The 18,260-nt window shown below is 39.6% G+C and carries 17 protein-coding genes; 11 read left to right on the forward strand and 6 right to left on the reverse strand.

Annotated features, from left to right (window positions below; translation table 11 throughout):
- The first annotated feature begins 297 nt into the window (after positions 1-297).
- From AC07UV_RS25230 to AC07UV_RS25250, 5 genes are all read left to right on the forward strand, one after another.
- Positions 298-1,131, forward strand: a complete 834-nt coding sequence (locus tag AC07UV_RS25230) for a helix-turn-helix domain-containing protein (RefSeq protein WP_495185778.1) — start codon at positions 298-300, stop codon at positions 1,129-1,131.
- Positions 1,132-1,246: 115 nt separating this feature from the next.
- Positions 1,247-2,104, forward strand: coding sequence for a 4,5-DOPA-extradiol-dioxygenase (ygiD, locus tag AC07UV_RS25235; RefSeq protein WP_495185779.1), 858 nt, complete (start codon positions 1,247-1,249; stop codon positions 2,102-2,104).
- A gap of 147 nt (positions 2,105-2,251) precedes the next feature.
- A complete protein-coding gene (locus tag AC07UV_RS25240; protein WP_495185780.1) occupies positions 2,252-2,539 on the forward strand; it encodes an Rdx family protein in 288 nt (95 codons plus the stop codon).
- Positions 2,540-2,619: 80 nt separating this feature from the next.
- Complete coding sequence (locus AC07UV_RS25245; RefSeq protein ID WP_495185781.1) at positions 2,620-3,456, forward strand: methylated-DNA--[protein]-cysteine S-methyltransferase; 837 nt, start codon at positions 2,620-2,622, stop codon at positions 3,454-3,456.
- Between the two features lie 23 nt (positions 3,457-3,479).
- On the forward strand, positions 3,480-4,094 hold the full coding sequence (locus tag AC07UV_RS25250; RefSeq protein ID WP_282249963.1) for an alpha-ketoglutarate-dependent dioxygenase AlkB family protein: 615 nt from the start codon (positions 3,480-3,482) through the stop codon (positions 4,092-4,094).
- 218 nt (positions 4,095-4,312) lie between these two features.
- On the opposite strand, the gene AC07UV_RS25255 is transcribed toward AC07UV_RS25250, so the two are convergent.
- Complete coding sequence (locus AC07UV_RS25255) at positions 4,313-6,193, reverse strand: M1 family metallopeptidase (RefSeq protein ID WP_495185782.1); 1,881 nt, start codon at positions 6,191-6,193, stop codon at positions 4,313-4,315.
- A gap of 253 nt (positions 6,194-6,446) precedes the next feature.
- Here AC07UV_RS25255 and AC07UV_RS25260 point away from each other — a divergent pair, with 253 nt between their 5' ends.
- The 4 genes from AC07UV_RS25260 (at position 6,447) to AC07UV_RS25275 (ending at position 14,089) form a co-directional block, all read left to right on the forward strand.
- On the forward strand, positions 6,447-7,757 hold the full coding sequence (locus tag AC07UV_RS25260) for a BamA/TamA family outer membrane protein (RefSeq protein WP_495185783.1): 1,311 nt from the start codon (positions 6,447-6,449) through the stop codon (positions 7,755-7,757).
- Between the two features lie 108 nt (positions 7,758-7,865).
- Complete coding sequence (locus AC07UV_RS25265; protein WP_495185784.1) at positions 7,866-8,675, forward strand: hypothetical protein; 810 nt, start codon at positions 7,866-7,868, stop codon at positions 8,673-8,675.
- Between the two features lie 19 nt (positions 8,676-8,694).
- A complete protein-coding gene (locus AC07UV_RS25270) occupies positions 8,695-10,764 on the forward strand; it encodes a TonB-dependent receptor (protein WP_282249979.1) in 2,070 nt (689 codons plus the stop codon).
- A gap of 10 nt (positions 10,765-10,774) precedes the next feature.
- Positions 10,775-14,089, forward strand: a complete 3,315-nt coding sequence (locus AC07UV_RS25275; RefSeq protein ID WP_495185785.1) for a DEAD/DEAH box helicase — start codon at positions 10,775-10,777, stop codon at positions 14,087-14,089.
- Between the two features lie 70 nt (positions 14,090-14,159).
- Here the strand turns inward: AC07UV_RS25275 and AC07UV_RS25280 are convergent, their stop codons facing one another.
- The 5 genes from AC07UV_RS25280 to radC all read right to left on the reverse strand — a co-directional run bounded on the left by AC07UV_RS25280 (position 14,160) and on the right by radC (position 17,060).
- Complete coding sequence (locus AC07UV_RS25280; protein ID WP_495185786.1) at positions 14,160-14,702, reverse strand: hypothetical protein; 543 nt, start codon at positions 14,700-14,702, stop codon at positions 14,160-14,162.
- Between the two features lie 101 nt (positions 14,703-14,803).
- Positions 14,804-15,265: a hypothetical protein gene (locus AC07UV_RS25285; RefSeq protein WP_495185787.1), complete on the reverse strand. Its 462-nt coding sequence runs from the start codon at positions 15,263-15,265 to the stop codon at positions 14,804-14,806.
- A 48-nt stretch (positions 15,266-15,313) separates the two neighbouring features.
- The gene (locus tag AC07UV_RS25290) at positions 15,314-15,520 is read right to left on the reverse strand and encodes a hypothetical protein (protein ID WP_495185788.1); all 207 of its coding nucleotides are present in this window, start codon (positions 15,518-15,520) and stop codon (positions 15,314-15,316) included.
- Between the two features lie 74 nt (positions 15,521-15,594).
- Positions 15,595-16,344, reverse strand: coding sequence for a class I SAM-dependent methyltransferase (locus AC07UV_RS25295; protein ID WP_282249986.1), 750 nt, complete (start codon positions 16,342-16,344; stop codon positions 15,595-15,597).
- 17 nt (positions 16,345-16,361) lie between these two features.
- On the reverse strand, positions 16,362-17,060 hold the full coding sequence (gene radC, locus AC07UV_RS25300; RefSeq protein ID WP_495185789.1) for a RadC family protein: 699 nt from the start codon (positions 17,058-17,060) through the stop codon (positions 16,362-16,364).
- Between the two features lie 164 nt (positions 17,061-17,224).
- On the opposite strand from radC, the gene AC07UV_RS25305 reads away from it, so the two are divergent.
- Positions 17,225-17,683 (forward strand): peptidylprolyl isomerase, encoded by a 459-nt coding sequence (locus AC07UV_RS25305; RefSeq protein WP_120261942.1) that lies wholly within the window; start codon positions 17,225-17,227, stop codon positions 17,681-17,683.
- A gap of 26 nt (positions 17,684-17,709) precedes the next feature.
- Complete coding sequence (locus tag AC07UV_RS25310) at positions 17,710-18,114, forward strand: DUF5606 family protein (RefSeq protein ID WP_120261943.1); 405 nt, start codon at positions 17,710-17,712, stop codon at positions 18,112-18,114.
- Positions 18,115-18,260: the final 146 nt, after the last annotated feature.

Raw genomic sequence — 18,260 nt, forward strand, 5'->3', positions numbered from 1 at the left:
AATTTAACCATCCATTACCTATCCAAACGATAGGGAAACGGTAGAGAATCTATAGGAAAATCCCGAGCATCGGCGAACATGGTATGGCCAAAGCGTGATACAGATACCACAGGTTGCCCAACAGCAGCAAAAGAACTTCACCCTTTTTCGGGAACGGGACAAAATATACTAAACACGCGAGCTCACTATTGGAATCGCTGTTTTTCGGAAAAGCAATAGAAAAAAAATACAAATTAAGCCGTACATTAGTAAAGGATAAATGATCATTAACAGGAATATTTAATACCTGCATTAGTTTTGAACGAACTTTTCAAAATATATCAAGTCGATGCGAAAGAAGCACTACGCATCCAAGAGTCGAAAAATGAAATGCACCAACATGATTTCGAAGAACTGATTATTGGTGTAAAGGGACAGTTAGAACATTTCATCGATTTTAAAGCACAAACATACAGTGCTCCCTTTGTCAGCTTTGTAGCGCAAGGTAAAAATCATCGTGTGAAACCGCTTCTCCAAGATAATAATATTGATTTTTGGGTTATCCGATTTAAAAGCGAATTCATCCCCGAAACCACCTTCCAACTTTATGCGCATTTTCATGAAAATGCGACATTGACTTTTTTCCAACCAACTTGTTTTTCCAGATTGGTCATCCTGTGCCAAATGATCCAACAGGAAACACAACAATCCTTAGTAGACTATGCCGTTATTAAGCATTTGTTGAGTACAATTTTTATTATGATCGAGTCGGAACGAAAAAAACAATTTCCGGATACCCAACAACAATTGAAAAACCAGAGCACAACGTTCACCAGCTTTCTAGCTATATTAGAAGAGAATTATCATCGACCAGAGGGTGTTAATTATTACGCAGAAAAACTTTTTATGTCTGCACGAAATTTAAACTTGATCTGCCAAAGTATATTGCAACAGAGCGTATCGGAGATAATCGAAACAAGAAAACTGATTGAAGCTAAAAATCTGCTGCTCACAACAAATAAGACCATTTCAGAAATAGGCTTCGAATTAGGCTATCAGGAAAAAGCTTATTTCACCAACGTTTTCAAAAAGAAAGCCGGAATGACGCCATCTGAATTTAGAAATGAAATACAGAAGTTGATTTCCGAATAATACAACAGATTGACTAAAAAACAATACCTCCCTCCGTCCTACTCTACTTAATTTTGTAATAACAATTAACGCTATTAGGAATATTCAAATGCGTAGAAAGGATTTTATAAAAATTATGGCAACATTACCCTTATCAGGCATAGCTAGTCCCGCAAGTTCATTACGTAAATTGTCTACTGAGCTTACTGCGACAGACAAATTTCCAGTTCTTTTTTTAGGACATGGAAGTCCCATGAATGCTATTGAAGACAATGAGTTTGTTCAAGGATTCAGAAAAATAGGACAAACATTCGAGAAGCCCAAAGCAATCCTCGTCATCTCGGCACATTGGGAGACACGTGGAACATTTGTTACCGCCATGGAGCATCCGGCTACAATCCATGACTTTGGCGGTTTCCCCCAGGCTTTGTTTGACGTACAATATCCTGCGCCCGGAAGCCCCTCGTTAGCTCATGAAACACAGCGTATTGTCACGAAAACCGAAGTACATCTTGACGATAAATGGGGATTGGATCACGGTTCCTGGTCTGTTGTCAAACATTTATACCCCAATGCTGATGTGCCCATTATTCAGATGAGTATTGACTACACTCAACCAGCTTCCTATCATTATGAAATTGCGCAGCAGCTGGCTGAGCTCCGGAAAAAAGGAGTATTGATTATCGGAAGCGGCAATATGGTCCACAATCTCAGAATGGTTGCCTGGGATAAACTCAACACAACCGGATACGCCTACGAATGGGCCAGCATTGCAAATGATAAAATGAAAAAGTTTATTCAAGACGGCAACCATCAGGCTTTAATTGATTTCAGGCAACAGGGCAAGGAGTTTGACCTAGCAATCCCCACACCGGAACACTATCTTCCTTTAATTTATACACTGGCTTTACAGGAAAGAAATGAAGACTTATTTTTGTTCAATGACAATTCTGTAGCAGGCTCACTCACTATGACTTCATTAAAGATCGGTTAGTCAAAAAATATGATGAAATAAGATTCCACCCCAGCCTATCCGAAGACTATTATCAACAGTCTGGGGTGATTTCTTATGGATGTTTTGATGACAGCAGTGAGATAAGTACATTTGTTTTATTGAACACATACTATCTTAGTTTAAATCATGGCATCAAAACCTGTTATCGAAATTGAATACTGTCCGAAATGCAATTGGATGTTGCGTGCAGCTTATATGTCCCAAGAGATATTGAGCTCATTCACGGAAGATATCCACGGCGTCCTGCTTATTCCAAGTGAAATTGCCGGCCGTTATACCATACGCATAGATGGTCAAGAAATCTTTGACCGAAAAAGAGCAGGCCGATTTCCCGAAATAAAGGAATTAAAGCAACTGATCCGGGATATTGTCGCCCCTGAAAAATCATTGGGACATTCGGATAAAACTTCTTAAAAAACTCGTTCAATTTAGCATAAATCGGATTTTATAAACTTCTTCTTCTTAGCAACTTTGTATAAACTAAATGGACAATCATGACTATTCAACAAGAAGTAGATTTTCAACGTATCGCCAAGGCAATACATTTCTTACAAGAAAATTTCAGAACTCAACCCACACTGGGACAGATCGCTTCTCATGTCTACATGAGTGAAGCTCATTTCCAACGGATGTTTACCTCCTGGGCAGGCACAAGCCCAAAGAAGTTCTTGCAATATATAAGTTTAAATCACGCCAAATCACTATTGAAGGAAAACAATATTGCAGAAACGACTTTTCAGCTGGGTCTTTCAAGTAGCAGCAGATTACATGAACTGTTTATCAATATCGAAGGGATGACACCTGCTGAGTACAAGAATGAAGGTGCCAATCTGCTCATTTCATACTATTATTATGAAACACTTTTTGGCCCCATCATTATCGCCTCTACTTCAAAAGGCATCTGTCATATTGCTTATGAAGAAGATAAAGAATCTGCGTTCGAAACGCTTCAAAAGCGCTTCCCAAGCGCAAAATATATACTGCGGCAGGATGTAATGCATGAAAATGCACTAAAAGCATTAAATCCACAGGATAATGATATCGGTCAGGTGAAATTGCATCTCAAAGGAACAGAATTTCAGTTGAAGGTATGGGAAGCACTGTTAAAAATTCCCATGGGTAATTTAAGCACTTATGGTTCGATTGCTTCTCAAATTGGAAATCCCAAGGCTTCACGTGCAGTAGGCACAGCCATTGGCAGTAACCCTATTGCTTATCTAATTCCCTGCCACCGGGTTATCCAAAACAGTGGCATATTTGGTGGGTATCGTTGGGATCCGATAAGAAAGACAGCGATTATCGGCTGGGAGAGCCTCCACACTGCAATATAAGTCAACAAAATAGTAAGGATAACATGGAACTTTTCGACAATCTTTTTGATGGAAACAAAAATATACTTCCCTATGACGGGACAGTCAATTACTATGGCAAAATACTAGATCCGCAACAAGCGAATCACTATTTTAACCAGTTGATGAATTCCATCGAATGGGTAAACGATCGTGCGATTATTTTCGGAAACGAAATTATCACTAAACGCAAAGTTGCCTGGTATGGGGATCAGGCTTTTGAATATAGCTATTCCAATACCACCAAAAGAGCTCTCCCCTGGACAAAAGAACTACTCGAGCTAAAAACACTTGCTGAATTAAAAACACAGGAAACTTATAATTCTTGTTTATTGAATCTATATCACAATGGTGATGAAGGTATGGCCTGGCATAGTGACGGAGAAAAAGACCTAAAGAAAAATGGCGCAATTGCTTCTTTAAGTTTTGGAGCCGAAAGAAAGTTTGCATTCAAGCACAAAACGACAAAAGAAAAAGTAGATCTTATTTTGGGAAATGGTAGTCTCTTAGTTATGAAGGATCTTACACAGACGTATTGGTTACACCGTCTCCCTCCTACGAAGAAGGTATTTATGCCTCGTGTGAATTTGACCTTCAGAACTATTGACAATTTTCAATAACATGGACAATTGATTCGTCAAGCTGATTATTTTAAAGTTACCCATCCATATAGGAAAGGATATTCAGCACTGAAATCATCAGCAGCAAAGACATCAACTTTATGTTGGGAGCTGACCTAAGTGCATAACAATTTCATTTTCAGAGAATGTTCAGTTATAAATTTGACAGGAATTGTGTCAATCTCTCAATAAGAAGGAGATTGACACAAATAACGTTGTTACTTTACAGCTTCCCAATCGTTGTCTTTGGCGGTGTAATCCATAAAAACTCCACCATCCAGCGTAATTTTTTTCACTTTCTTTGAAGATGACCAACTGATCGTTGCCTGTTTTTCATTCTGTTGCCAAATTGCAGGTGTTTGATGTTTTGTCTCCAAAGTGCCGTCTGTATAGGTAATCAAGACATCAAAAGGCACCGCAAATCCCCCTACGTTTGTGATCGACAAGGTATTTTTATTGCCAGACTGCTTAAAGCTATCCGCCTTTAAATCAATGTAATTATTGGTAAAATACCAGTTCTTCCAAAACCAATTTAAATTCTGACCAGCTCCAGCATTGATACTATAAAAGAAATCCCATGGCGTAGGGTGTTTACCATGCCAAAGATCCATATAATGATGTAAGGCTTTTTTGAAAACCGCATCACCTAAATAATCCCGTAGCGCGATATACGATAAGGCAGCTTTGATATAGGCATTATTTCCGTAACCCAGACCATTTAACTGTGAAGTCATCGTAATCAAAGGCTGATCCTCTTCTGTGGATGGGTCGAAGATATATCGTTTCACGCGTGACTCTTTGAAAAGCTCCTTATTCTTTTCGGCTCCGATCTCCGCATTACCAATCCAAAATTCAAGCGCTGTAGCCCAGCCTTCATCCATATAACCATATCGGGTCTCATTGATCCCCATGTAAAAAGGGAAATAGGTATGTGCGATCTCATGATCTGCTGTTTGTCGGGCGTCAACAAAATTGTCGGGCACACTCGAATCATTGATCATCATCGGGTATTCCATATCCGCAAATCCCTGTACTGCTGTCATTGTCGGATAAGGGTAGGTTACACCGGGCCAATTTTTGGAAAACCAGTTGATGCAGTATTGCTGCCAGCCAATATATTGCTCAAAATCGGGTGTACCAGCAACATAACTGGATTGTACACTGACCCGTTTGGTTCCTAAGTCCACACTGCCGGCATCCCAAATATAATTGTCGCTCACACTGAAACAAAAATCAGGAACATAAGTCGCTTTAAACTTCCACTTGTTCCATTCTTGCTGCGCGGAGACCTTACCCGCCTTCATCTCAGAGGCTGTAGCAACATGGATAGGCTCATCACTTTTTTTCGATTTCTCGAAGCGTTCCAAAATAGGCTTCTGTAATACTTCCGCCGCATTCTGAAGCTCGCCTGTGGCCCAGACAACAAAATTTTTGGGTACAGCAATCTCAAACAGATAATCATTGAAACCATTATAGAACTCCTGTCTACCATTATGCTCCAAAACATCCCAGCCATTGTAATCATCATAAACAGATACACGTGGATAGGAATAAGCACAATAGAAAGTAGATGCATTGAGCATGCCATCGCGATCGCTCTCAACCGATAACGGATACTCCCAGCTAATCTCTAGGGTTGCCACCGTCCCGGGAAGAATTTTCTGCCCAAAATCACCGAGTTTGACTGTTCCCCAATCCTTGCTGTTTACTTCGTAAACCTGTCCGTTGAGCTTAAAGGATTTTATCTTTAACCCGGATGTCAAATAGTCGTCCGAAGCATAGTTAGCACGCGCAGCATTGGGTTTGTGGACATTGTTCACAAATCGGATCGCCAATTGCTTCAATGTATCAGGGCTATTATTGCTGTATAAAATGGTTTCATTTCCGCGGACGGTCTTCGCGATAGGATCCAACTGTACCTTGACATCATATTTCCCAAAGTTTTGCCAGTAATTTTTACCAGGCACACCGGTTGTGGTCCGCGTGCCTTTTTCAATGGCTTGTTTAATATTCCTGGGTGTATAGAGTTCCTGTGCTTGCGCAAAACCTGTTAACAACAGTAGGGCCAAACCGCAGCTATATATATTCTGTCTGATCATATCTCCGAATTAAATAATCAAAACTAAGATAAATTTCCCCTTACTTCCAAGTTTAATTAACCGATTCTCCCGTAACACTAAAAATTGCTCCACGCGCACAGTTATCATATAGCCCCTAGACGGTTCAAGCAGACAAATAGCTTTTCACGGTGATTCGCTCGGGCCAATAGCAGTGCTATATGGAATTGGCTTTTATCCTTTTAGAAAACATTTTAATATTTTTGACGTTTAGATCTAAGATAAACCCCAAGGTATGCAGCAATTTTTACGTCATCGTTATTTATTCACTTTCATTTTTTTACTACCCTGCTTTCTGCTGATACCCAATAGGCTTGTGGCTCAATCTGAAACTGAGATAGATTCGGCTTCCGTCTATAAAAAGCAACGTGATTCGATTCTGGCGAGCCAATATGATATCTCGGACTTGATCGGCCGGATTATTCACCCCAAACGTAAAAAGGAAAAATCCAGCAAACGTTCTCCGATTACCTTAATGCCAAACATTGCCTATAATCCGACGATTGGTGGACAGATTGGTGTCAAGGCTGTTGCGGGAAAAGTTCTGGGTGATCCCAAAACAACAACCATGTCAATCGCAGCAACTTCAGCCTCTATTACGACCAAAAACATCATGGTTTTCTATATTAGCCACAATGTATTTACCCCTAACAATAAACTGAATTTTCAAGGAGCTTTTGCATTGGTCAAAATGGTTGCCCTAGACGCAGGTTTGGGTATGACCGCACCGGGGAAATGGAATAATGAAGAAGAGGAAATACTTGCTAATCCCGAACATAAAAAATATGGTGCCAAATACAATGCCTTTACTTTTAACGAAAAGGTCTATAAAAAGGTGTCCGACGGATTGTTTTTAGGAGCTGGACTAGCCTTCGACCTGCGCCGGAAGATTACGAGCAGTGGCCCCAATGGAAATGTTACCCCAAATACCATTTATACCGAAAAACATGGTTTTGCTCCAGATAGCTACAATTCTAATGGCCTCCTATTGAATATGCAGTACACTACGCGGGATAATCCCAATAGACCCTACAAGGGGATCTATTCAGACATTGGCCTACGTTGGAATACCAAATTATTGGGCAGCAGTAAAAGTGCCGTCCAGCTCACGACCGACTTTCGGAAATACTTTAGTTTATCACAGTCAGATCCAGCACATGTGCTTGCTTTTTGGTATTGGGGTTCTTATAAACTTGGTGGTGTCCTCCCCTACTTCGACCTCCCTGGTACAGGAAGAGATGCCGCTGTAAGGACAGGTCGCGGGTATACAATTGGTTATTTCAAGGGACCTTCTTTTGCTTATGCTGAAACAGAATACCGCTTTCCAATTTTAAAACATCGCTTTTTGAGTGGCGCTGCATTTTTTAATCTCCAAAGTGCAAGTGATGAATTGGGCACAAAACTTTTTGAAAGGTGGCAACCTGGCGGTGGCGCAGGATTACGGGTCCTGTTTAACAAAGCCACCCGAACAAACCTCTGTTTGGACTATGCTATAGGAAAATATGGGTCTCGTGGATTCTTTCTTGGATTGAACGAAGCATTTTAATTTATCGAAAGCGGCAAGACTTCTTTTCTATAAAATCATTAAATTAGCCGATATTGTGACTTCGTCTAAAATCCAATAGACGGAGTCCCCCATTGAAGATAAATACACATGAATTTACAGACAATTTTTCTATACCTTTTGCTTTTTGGATTTGCTTCCTGTCAGCAAACATCAAAATCTAATCCTCAGATTATTCCGACAAAAGACAGTACGGTCAATAACCAAAGTCAGCAGGTGGCTGAAAATCCCCATGCAGTGAAACCTCTGCTTGATACGTCTACCTATACTAATCCACGGTCCAATGAATTGGCCAATCAGCAACGACAACAGCTCGTCAAATTAGCTGATGAAGGGCTCTTTGGAAAATTACATCTAAAACTGCAAGCAGACCTTACCGAAGATCAAAAGAATTATTTCGAGACCCATACAAACCTCAATATATTGGCTCATACAAGAGGGGATATTTTTGGAAATAAAGGGAACGATTTTGCCTATGTTGTGTATGATAAAGAAAAATATCAAATTGAAATACTTCTTTTCGATCAGAAAAATAAACTCTTTAAAACACTGTATCGGGACGTACAAGTATCCAATTTGCTGCGTCAATCCGATTGTTACTATGCCAATGGAACAGTAGATTATAGTATTGGCGCAGAATTGATTTATCAAGAGGATTATATCCGTTCAAGTCAATCAAATTATTTGATTGATGAAAATGCATTCTCGATTGACAATATTTCAACCAATAATATCTTTGATCTAAAACGGGGCTGCTTAAGTAAGGATTTCCCGGCGAATGCGATGGCCAATACCCTGTGCATACCGACGAGCTCGGTATATGCCAATTATCAATGCTTGAAATATAATAAGACCAAAGCAGTTTTTGAAATTTACTTTAGCCAAGAATTTGCGGACTAGGCCAACCTAACCATTAACAATGAAAAGAAATTACCTACTTGCCGCAATTTGTCTATGTGGTAAATTATATGCCCAAACAACTGACAGCATCAACAATAGACTTGAACAGGTCGAAATTAAAGCTTATTTTAATAAACAACCCTTACTACGGCTTACATCATCAGCGGCCGTATTAAGTCAGCAGCGGATTCAATCTCAGCAATCGCCGGCACTTGTCGCTGTCATGAATACGGTACCCGGACTACGCATGGAAGAACGCTCTCCCGGAAGCTATCGCTTGGCATTACGGGGTAGCATGCTCCGTTCTCCGTTCGGTGTCCGTAATGTAAAGATCTATCTGGATGACTTTCCGCTCACAGATGCTGGAGGAAACACCTACCTCAATCTGATTGATCCTTACACAATAGACCAGATCAATATTTTGAAAGGACCTGATGGTTCTATTTATGGTGCCAATTCTGGCGGTGTAATCTCACTCTACAGCAAGGGTTTTAATACCCTGACCAAACCCGAAGTCAATTTACAGCTAACGGGTGGTTCATATGGATTATTTCAGCAGCAGCTCAATGCTGTGCTTCCAATCAATCAGACGCAGCAATTGGCGATCAATCAAAGCTGGACACGCAGTGACGGTTATCGACAACATTCATCTTTGAACAGGAAAACCATCCAGTTGAACTATAATTGGCAATATGCAAAGCATTCTGAACTCAAATTCACTGGGTTTTATGCTGACTTGGGATATCAAACTCCCGGAGGTCTTACTGCTGCACAAATGGAGAGCGATCGCCGGCAATCCCGACCCAAAGGTGGCCCGAATCCAAGTGCAACGGAACAAAAAGCAGCAATCTATGATAAAACTTTTTTTGGCGGCGTGAGCAACCAAACGAGTATCAGTTCTAAATTAACCCTGTTTGCCAATGTATTCGGTTCGTCCAACCAGATCAAAAACCCCTTTATCACCAATTATGAAAAAAGGGATGAAAAAAACTTGGGAACACGGCTCTATTTATCCTATGTTGATCAGCTTAGCAAAAACTTAAAGTATGAACTCCAAGTTGGTTTAGAGGCTCAAAAAGGTTGGTACGATATAGACAATTATGATAATAATCAAGGGCAGGCTGGTAATCCACAAGCCAAAGATAAGCTGGAAAATAGTCAACAGTCATTCTTTGCACGCACTCAGCTAGCTTGGTTGGAACGTCTTCAAGTCGAACTATCCATTGGACTCAATGAAAATAAAATCGCTTATCAACAACGTTATCCAGTTGCACAAGAGAATAAAGCAGCTATCAATTTTGGTAATACCTGGATGCCACGAGCCGCCCTCTCCTATTTGGCGATGCCAACACTAGCAGTCCGGGCTTCTATTTCAAAAGGGTTTTCAGCTCCGACAATTGCTGAAGTGCGCTCATCTGACAATATGATCAATAAGGACCTAAGGCCTGAGACTGGTACCAACCATGAATTCGGCGTTCGATGGCACCTGTGGAATCGTCGTGTTATATTAGATGCAGCAGCATATACCTATCAAATGGATGATGCCATTATTCGGCAAGTACGCGAATCTGGAGCAGAATATTTTCAGAATGCAGGAAAAATAGATCAGAAAGGAATTGAAGCTTCTATATTTGCCTATTTGTTAACACCAAGGTCAGCCGGACTAATCCGTAGTTTACAGGTCGGAAGCAATTTTTCATTAAATGACTATTCTTTCAAAAACTATCAGATTGGGGATAAAAATTACAGTGGCAACAAATTAACCGCTGTCCCAAAAACAGTTTGGGTAAATACCTTAAATGTTCTTTTCCCTTATCAACTTCATTTGGATCTACTTTCCAATTTAACCGCTGCTATACCATTGGATGACGCTAATACCGTTTATGCAAAACGTTACCATCTTTTACAAGGCAAAATATCCTGGAGCAAAGCTATAGGCCATGGACATAAAGTCAGTATTTTTGCTGGTGCCGACAATCTGTTGAACCAAAGATATAGCCTTGGCAATGACATCAATGCTTTCGGTGGTCGGTATTTCAATCCAGCCCCATTGCGAAATTATTATGGTGGCATGAATCTTAATTTTTAATATACTCCGTATGGATTTCCATCAACATACATTGACAACAATAGATTTCGGCACAGTAAGCCGTTACTCTTATTTTCCCTGGATGGATACCACCTTGGTAAATATCCAAATCAATGTCCTGGAGATGGAATTCAATCAAGCTACCTTTCACGTGGTCGAGAGCTATACGAATTTTCAGGTGATGGTTATTTACAAATCGCCTGTAACTTCACTTTTCTGCAACTGTGCGCAGAAAGGCTTTTGTATTCACCAGAAGGCAACGTTAACTAAACTATTCGGACAAGAAAACTGGTTATCTTTTTTCGATTTCAACCGTTATCGAAATCTACTAAAAAAGGTTGCTGTTCAGTATGGTTTAGAAAATGAGCAAGCGCTGGAAACCTATTTTTCGGCACAAGTTAAAGATGGGGATCTACAATTCGTCTTAAAAGACAAACACTTGACCTCCATAGATGATTTTGATCTACTGGAATCGAATGCAAGTCCCTCTAAACCTTCAAGTGAACAACAGCATAGTTTTATTGTACTAACCCGCAATCGCTATTATAAGCAATTACAAGTCTTGTTATGCCAAGCGCCACATTCGAAATCGGGTGCACCGAAAAATCCCATTTCGGTTATGGAAAGTCAAACACGTATCTGGCAAACTGATTCCATCGAAGAAACCCAGTTTTTTGCAGCGATCAACCAGCTTGCCCAACCTTTGCAACAAGCGGATGTCGCTGTTGAACGCAGTTTGCGTGCTATTGCCAAAAATCCGCTAGCCCTGGATTTCTACCTCCACGATTATGAAAAAGCAGAAAATATAACGGCCACATCGTTATCTCCGATACAGATCAGTTTGAACAAGGGAGAGATTAAATTGTTAGTCGAGCAAAATGACGCATTCTATATTATAAAAGGGGAATTATCCATTCACGGTATCGCTTACGAGCTACAGGATCTGAGCATTCTGTTTGACCACTTTATCTTTATAAAAAAGCACCTCTACCTTGTTGAAAATAAACTTCACCTCAAGCTGATTCGCTTATTTGGAAACAAAGGCAACCAACTGCGCATACACCGCAACAAGTTTAAAGAGTTTAACGAGCTATTCCTAGAACCCCTCGCCAATTCAGTCGTGTTAAATTTCAAGGATATCCCCAAGGCCAGCAAACCACAGTTGAAGGAAAATCTCTACTATCAGGATATGCAAGCACTCCTTTTCCTTGAAGAATCGGAAGACTTTGTCAACATTATACCTGTCATGCGTTATGGCGATGTTGAAGTGCCAATTTTGAGTAAAAGGAGCATTTTTGGAACTGATGCAAAAGGATCCCAATTTTTGGTCGAACGAAAAAAAGAAATAGAAACCAGAGTGATCTCACTGCTGCTCAAGCAGCATACTTATTTTCAGGAGCAATTGGATGATGATAGTTTTCAGCATCTCTATTTGCACCGCAAATATTTTCTGGATAAAGACTGGTTTTTGAATGCCTTCGATGAGTGGCATAATCAGGGTATCCAGATTATTGGGTTCAATACTTTGAGAGGAAATAAGCTAAGCCGTTTTAAAGGCAAAATACAAATTGAGGTATTAAGTGGACAAAATTGGTTTAATGCCAATATGCAAGTCAAATTTGGGCCTAAAAGTGTTTCGCTGAAGAAACTTGAAAAAGCTGTTCGCAATCGTTCTCAATTTATCAATCTGGATGATGGTACGCTTGGTATTTTACCCGAGGAATGGCTGGAAAAATTTGAGGCCTATTTTAATGCAGCTGAAATCATCGAGGATGAACTTATTCAGATTCCCAAATATAAGTTTAGCGAAATCGACCTGCTTTTTGACAAAAAAGAGCTCGATCAGGAAGTATCAGCCGAGGTTAGCTATTTAAAAAATCAGCTTTCCTCTTTAGCAACATGCCCACCAGTAGAATTACCCGATATTTTTGTTGGAGATTTACGTACCTATCAGTTGCAAGGGCTGCAATGGCTCAACTTTTTGGACCAGTTAAATTTCGGAGCCTGCCTGGCTGATGATATGGGGTTGGGGAAAACTGTCCAAATCCTTGCCTTTCTGGCGACTCAAAAAGCAAAGGGTATATCCGCTCCGACACTGTTGGTTCTTCCGACCACACTGATTTTTAATTGGAAGCATGAAATTCAGCAATTCTTGCCATCTTTTAACATATTGATCCTCGAAGGACCAAACCGAAGCGATATAACTGACCAGTTTGAAGAACTGGATATCGTGCTTATTTCTTACCATAATCTGCTTACCGACATCAATAGATTAAAAAAGTTGACATTCAACTATGTCGTACTCGATGAATCTCAACACATAAAAAATCCGGATTCACAACGGTATAAAGCTGTAAATCTATTGCAATCGAGAAACCGTATTATTCTTACAGGAACACCTATCGAGAATAACACAATGGATTTATTTGCACAGCTCTCGTTTACCGTTCCGGGCTTATTGGGCAATAAAAAGTATTTTAAAGACGTCTATACGACACCAATTGATGCTTTTCACGATCGCAAAAGAAAAAGGATACTGAAGGAAAAAATCAAGCCATTTATCCTGAGGAGAACAAAACAGGATGTATTGGATGATCTTCCCGTAAAAAATGAATTGGTACTCTATTGTGAAATGAAAACTGCGCAGCGTCGGATCTACGATCTCTATGAAAAGGAATTCCGTGAGTTTATTTCTGCTAAAGATGGGGATGAAATCAAGAAAAGTCCCATGCATGTTCTTAAAGGTTTGACCAAATTGCGTCAGATCTGCAATTCCAGTAAATTGCTTCAAAGTGAAGACCTGACATCTGCGGAAGATTCGGCAAAGATCGAAATGCTAGTGGAACAAATCCAATACAAAAAAGATCAACATAAAATCATCGTCTTCTCGCAATTTGTCAGCATGTTGCGACTGATTAAAGAAGCATTGGATAAGAATGGAATCCCCTCGCTTACATTGACCGGTCAGTCCAGAAACCGGGGACAGCTGGTCAGCGATTTCCAAACGGATCAAAATATCCGTGTTTTTCTCATTAGCCTTAAAGCTGGCGGGACGGGTCTTAATCTCACAGCAGCAGATGTAGTCTATCTGGTCGATCCATGGTGGAATCCAGCCGTTGAACAACAGGCGATCGACCGTATCTATCGTATTGGCCAACGAAAGAATGTCACCGCCGTTCGTCTGATCAGTCCAAATACGGTTGAGGATAAAATTCAGACGCTACAACAGCATAAAAAAGAAATCAGCAGCACCATTCTCGAAGATGGTGGAAGTTTAAACGCTTTCTATCTCGATAAGGAATATCTATTGAAAATATTACGGTAGAAATTATTGATTATACATAAAAAGGGGCATCCATGGATGCCCCTTTTTATGTATAATGTACTATTAAATGCTATTTTTTATCAGAAATATAGGTTTTATTACCATTTCCATTGATATAATATCTACCTCCTTTTGGACCTAGATAAACCGTATGACCGTTATATTTTTCGCTGGTTGCCTTATCGGCTGTTGCTACTGCGTCTTTTTTAACTGCAGACACCTGTTTTTGAGCTTTAGTAACGTCCTTCTTTACAGCTTTCTCTTTGGTTTCTACTTGAGCAGTTTTTGTCTCAGCAACTTTCGTAGCTTCCTTCTTTACGGCTTTCTCTTTCGTTTCCACCTGAGCAGCTTTGGTTTCAGTAGCTTTTTTTGCTTGAGTAGATTTCTCTTTGGCTACTGCATCTTTCTTTTCCAACGCTTTCGCGGGGGCAGCTTTCGCTTTCGTTTCGGTCCCGGAGGCCTTAGTCTTTACCTCTTTTACTTTTTGTTCTGTTTTTTTTGCTTCTTTTTCCATTTTCTTAGGAGCAGTTTGCGCATAGGATTGTCCCAATCCAAATGTTGCGATCAGAGCTAATGCAGCTGTGATTTTTTTGAAACGATTTATTGATTTCATAACCCAATTGTTATTTAAATAATTATAGGTAAAAGTACAATACAAATGCCAAAATTTCTTTACAATATTTTTTTTAACAAAGCTTTAACTTAACCACATAATTACTTGATGATCTGCTTTCTATATTTCGAATCAATTATATATTTTACCCCTTTTGCATCCACAAAAACTTGCTTTCCATCATAGCGCTCGTCAAGCTGTTTATCCAAGGCTACACGATATAATGTGCTTGAACGGGAAGATGAGTATTTTATCCCACCTTTAGGCTTGCTATCTTCTACAACGGGAATCGAAACCTCTGTGGGCTGACTATCTACCTTATCTATAGTTTGTTTCTTTGCTCCTGAATTTTTGGCTTTATCATTGACGTCTAATTCCAATGCAACCACATTAGCCTGAATATTTAAAGGGAAAAAAGGATCTATCCAACGATTCGCAAAATGAAAATTTCCCTCCCAGCTACTGAAGGAAGTAAGCTGTTGACCGTTTACCCTGCCTGCCAACACGAAAATTGGCACTAGAAATAAACATCGTCTAAAGAATATTAATTCAACTCCAAACATATCTTTTTAACTTATCCCTCAATCACTTCCAAATAAAATGCCATGTACCTATTCCAATGAGATCTTTAACATTTTTTTAACTATCACAGACATCGGTGATCCCGAATGCCATACACTTTCCAATCGGTATCCGCGGGCACGGATAATGACCGGTGCTTTCTGCCCTCTAAAAGCACCGTAACTTAAGCTGGCTAAATCATCGCTGGAAACCTCCCGTCTCTCCCTTGCCAGATCATATTCTAGCGCTATTGACACGCATTCGGGCCAACCAAACTCTTCTTCAGCGAAAAAAATGCAACAAAGCCTCCGACAGATTCCGCTAGCGTGGCTTAGCTGATAAAGATTTCAGTAATATATCTAAACACGATACGTTGAGAAATTGCATACTTTTCAAACAATAGGCGAAGGTCATCGTATAAACTTTTATTTTCATCTCCTTCTTTAGGAAAATAAGAGGATGATCTTACCCTTCCCAGAAACGATTTTAGGTCGAATACCTGCTGGTTAGGTAAGGACACTTTCGTCATTGGCCTATCCGCAAAAAAACTCCGAAGGTCGTCATCAGTTATATTTTTATGACTGACAGATTGATAATTAGGGATATGATTACGCAAAAACTGTTCATATTCCTGCTGGAAAGCATCCGCTGGATCACGTTGATTCCACACCAAGACGATATGACCAGTTTTTGTAAGAATACGATTGAATTCGTTGTAACTGGCTTTCCGATCGAACCAATGAAAAGACTGTCCGGCGAAAATTAAATCCACACAACCCGATTCTATGGATGTATCTTCAGCGGTTGCATTTAATGCAATTAAATTCCGATAGGTTTTAAAATGGTGTATTAAAGATTCCCGCATCTCCCGGTTGGGCTCAACAGCAAAGACATCATTTCCATTTTCTAAAAACAGTTGTGTTGATAAACCTGTGCCACTACCAATATCCGCAACCAGCCATTTCTTATCCAAACCTATCTTTTCTTTAAGAATCTGAATAATTTCCTTTGGATAATTGGGTCTAAATTTTTCATAATCCACAACCCGGTCTGTAAATCGCTCAATACTATTTTTGTTCATGTTAGATTGTCCTATAGCTATTCGATTATATCTTCATCTCTGAAGCTATAATATCCATTGTCTGTAAAGATCAGGTGATCATTTACCCTAATATCCATAATTTTTGATGCTTCGACAATTTTTTGCGTCAGAATTCTGTCAGCATTACTGGGCTGCAAAGTCCCAGAAGGATGGTTGTGAATCAATACGATAGAATGTGCTTTTATTGCGAGGGCATTTCTTAGGATGATTCGAACATCTACCGGTGTAAAATCATTTCCACCACGACCAATGAGCTGTTGATCCAATAATTTGCATCCAGTATTCAGATATAGTGTCCAAAACTCCTCATGTGGTAAATCCTGTAGAATGGGTTTCATAAATTCATACACGCGCTTGCTGCTATTTAAGATCTTCTTTTCTTCTACGGGGGACTCCTTCTTACGTCTCCCCAGCTCCAACGCTGCAATAATCGAGATGGCTTTAGCCTCACCAATACCTTTATATCGACTCAATTCACTGACTTCCATCTTCGAGACTGTGTCTAAGCTATTGTTCGCATCGGCCAATATACGTCGGCATAGCTCCACTGCACTTTCGTCCATTGAGCCAGACCCGATCAATATTGCCAATAACTCTGCATCGGAAAGGGCCCTCCGTCCTAAATTTAATAATTTTTCGCGGGGTCGATCCGCCTCAGACCATTCCCTGATAACTAATTTGTGCAGATTTGACATTGTTAAAACTTTAATTGGCTAGCTCACATAAATATATAAAATATTTCGCATTATTTTCAGGTCATTGATCCGTATATAGATCAATTAAAAAAAAATGGAGATTACGAATTACTTCACATTTCACTCTGAAACATTATCTTTGTATTTCATAAAAATTTTTGAACATGAGTAAAGCGATTATTAAAACAGAAAAAGGCGACATGACTGTGGATTTCTACACAGCTGATGCTCCAAATACAGTAGCAAATTTTATTAAACTTGCTAAATCAGGTTATTATGATGGTTTGGCTTTTCACCGTGTTATCCCTGATTTTGTTATTCAAGGTGGTTGCCCAAATTCACGTGAAGGTGCTGCAGGCATTCCTGGAACAGGTGGTCCTGGTTATAAAATCGATTGTGAATTAACTGGAGAGAATCAATATCATGACAGAGGTGTATTGTCAATGGCGCATGCTGGTCGCAATACAGGTGGTTCTCAATTTTTCATTTGCCACAGCCGCAATAATACAGCCCACTTAGACCGTAATCATACTTGTTTCGGAAAAGTAATTGAGAATGTTGATTTGGTAGATGATATTAGACAAGGAGACCGTATTTTATCAATTGAAGTAATCGAAGATTAATTCTTGGAGATTTAAAAAAAATTAAAATGAATTTAAGAGCATTAGTATCTGTAACTGGTAAACCAGGATTGTTCAAGTTGGTTGGACAAAATAAAGGTGGTTTTATTTTAGAAACCCTTGATCAAGCGAAAATTAAGTCGATAGTAAGTTTATCTTCGACAAAAATGGCTACATTGGAAGATATCACCATTTATGGTGAAGAAGAAGAAATCCGTCTTTTAGATATTTTCGAAACCATTAAAGAAAAAGGTCTAACATTACCGGACACAAAATCGGATGGCGCTACATTGCGGGATTTCTTCCGTGAAGTTGCTCCTGGCCATGATGAATCTCGTGTATATACATCAGACATCAAGAAAGTTATTACTTGGTACAATATTATCAAGGAATTCCCTTTATTTGAAGAAGAAGCACCAGCTCCTTTGGTATAACAGGATAGCGAATAAATAGGAAAGGAGTTGATCATATCAACTCCTTTCCTATTTATTCATGCTTTGTTGTTTTGCCTCGTTTCATAAAAAAGGTACTGTTTTAAATTCCAAATATTTAGACAAAAAAGTATTTTTGTAATCTAAAG

The organism is Sphingobacterium sp. GW821-FHT03E03 (genome assembly GCF_059420745.1).

Coding starts and splice junctions, on each gene's coding strand:
- ygiD (WP_495185779.1), top strand. CDS start 1,247: ATGGCAACATTACCCTTATCAGGCATAGCTAGTCCCGCAAGTTCATTA.
- AC07UV_RS25240 (WP_495185780.1), top strand. CDS start 2,252: ATGGCATCAAAACCTGTTATCGAAATTGAATACTGTCCGAAATGCAAT.
- AC07UV_RS25245 (WP_495185781.1), top strand. CDS start 2,620: ATGACTATTCAACAAGAAGTAGATTTTCAACGTATCGCCAAGGCAATA.
- AC07UV_RS25250 (WP_282249963.1), top strand. CDS start 3,480: ATGGAACTTTTCGACAATCTTTTTGATGGAAACAAAAATATACTTCCC.
- AC07UV_RS25255 (WP_495185782.1), bottom strand. CDS start 6,193: ATGATCAGACAGAATATATATAGCTGCGGTTTGGCCCTACTGTTGTTA.
- AC07UV_RS25260 (WP_495185783.1), top strand. CDS start 6,447: ATGCAGCAATTTTTACGTCATCGTTATTTATTCACTTTCATTTTTTTA.
- AC07UV_RS25265 (WP_495185784.1), top strand. CDS start 7,866: ATGAATTTACAGACAATTTTTCTATACCTTTTGCTTTTTGGATTTGCT.
- AC07UV_RS25270 (WP_282249979.1), top strand. CDS start 8,695: ATGAAAAGAAATTACCTACTTGCCGCAATTTGTCTATGTGGTAAATTA.
- AC07UV_RS25275 (WP_495185785.1), top strand. CDS start 10,775: ATGGATTTCCATCAACATACATTGACAACAATAGATTTCGGCACAGTA.
- AC07UV_RS25280 (WP_495185786.1), bottom strand. CDS start 14,702: ATGAAATCAATAAATCGTTTCAAAAAAATCACAGCTGCATTAGCTCTG.
- AC07UV_RS25285 (WP_495185787.1), bottom strand. CDS start 15,265: ATGTTTGGAGTTGAATTAATATTCTTTAGACGATGTTTATTTCTAGTG.
- AC07UV_RS25295 (WP_282249986.1), bottom strand. CDS start 16,344: ATGAACAAAAATAGTATTGAGCGATTTACAGACCGGGTTGTGGATTAT.
- radC (WP_495185789.1), bottom strand. CDS start 17,060: ATGTCAAATCTGCACAAATTAGTTATCAGGGAATGGTCTGAGGCGGAT.
- AC07UV_RS25305 (WP_120261942.1), top strand. CDS start 17,225: ATGAGTAAAGCGATTATTAAAACAGAAAAAGGCGACATGACTGTGGAT.
- AC07UV_RS25310 (WP_120261943.1), top strand. CDS start 17,710: ATGAATTTAAGAGCATTAGTATCTGTAACTGGTAAACCAGGATTGTTC.